At 61.1% G+C, this 1,271-nt stretch carries 1 protein-coding gene; it reads right to left on the reverse strand.

Features of this window, described 5'->3' with window-relative positions; all coding sequences use genetic code 11:
• Positions 1-19: 19 nt before the first annotated feature.
• The gene (locus tag D580_RS0114935) at positions 20-1,015 is read right to left on the reverse strand and encodes an IS110 family transposase (protein ID WP_018955162.1); all 996 of its coding nucleotides are present in this window, start codon (positions 1,013-1,015) and stop codon (positions 20-22) included.
• Positions 1,016-1,271 lie beyond the last annotated feature (256 nt).

Raw genomic sequence — 1,271 nt, forward strand, 5'->3', positions numbered from 1 at the left:
GTAGATACTCCGTTCCCAGTCAAGCCTTAGCAATGTGTTGATCGCTAAACAAAGCCGAGGCATCGAAGGGTTTGCCGGTTTTGATGCACGCCCACAGTCCGGTGAGGTACTTGCGCATCACGGCGCACAGAGCCTGGATTTTTTTCTTGCCGCGGGCGACAAGTGCCTCATAGAACGCCTTGGCCCGGGGCTCGTGCCTGATGGCCGCCATGGCCGGCATGAACAGTGCAGAGCGCAGGTAGGCATTACCAGCCTTGCTCAGCCGTCCCGGCTTGTTGACGCTGGTGCCGGATTGGTTGATCCGCACATCGAGGCCAGCATGGCGACTGATCTGGCTGGACTTCAGCTCAAGAGGCAGGGTGCACAGCTCGGCCAGGATGGCCACGCTGCTGGCGACCCCCATACCCTTGGCATGGCCCATATGCTGCAAGTGGCTCGAGAGGGGCTCGTGCTGGGCGATCAGTTCCAGGGCCGCCTGCTTGAGGCGTTCGATGCGCTGATCGAGTTGGGCGATACCCTGATGCTCGTCCTCGATGAGCAGCGACGGGGTGGTTTGTTTGGCGCTGAGTGCATGTAGGCGGTTCTTGGCTTGGGTGCGGGCATGCACCAAGCGATTGATCTGTCTGCCGATATCGCGAAGCCCCAGGCAGGCGGGCTGTGGCGGATGCCACAGCCCGGGGGTCATACGCTCGGCGTACTCGGCCAGCAAGGCCGCATCCACGGCATCGGTCTTACTGCCCGCCAGGCGCAGTTCGGCGAAGTGGCGGAAGCTGCGGGGGTTGATCACACAGACGGGTAATCCGGCCTCGTGCAGCGCCAGTGCCAAGTCCAGGTAATAGACCCCGGTGGCCTCCATGACGATGGATTTGGGCTTGAGTGCCTTGAGGTGCTTGATGGCCCGGGCATGGCCCTGGGCGGTCTGCTCGAAGCGCACCGCCTTGGCATTGCGGCCATCGCGGCGGCTGACCAGGTCGAAGGATTGGGCTGAGATGTCGATACCTATCACAGTCATCATCGGTCCTTTCCCATTCGGGGGGTGGTTGAGTCACAATAAGCACCGGTTCCCCGACCTCGCGCTTTTTGCGGCTTCGACCTTGTAATGCAAAGTCCAGCTTGGCTGGCTTTTGGATACTCCACGAAGTCAGCAATGAGGCGGGGAGCCGCTCTACGTACGAGGTCAGACAAACGCTGCCTCCAGGTCGGGACGGCTTACCCGGTGTCCGGCTGATAACCTATCAAACCAGACCTGCTCAACATACAAGGTCGGGCTT

Origin of the sequence: Thioalkalivibrio sulfidiphilus, from assembly GCF_000377945.1 — a bacterium.
GTDB lineage: Bacteria > Pseudomonadota > Gammaproteobacteria > Ectothiorhodospirales > Ectothiorhodospiraceae > Thioalkalivibrio_A > Thioalkalivibrio_A sulfidiphilus_A.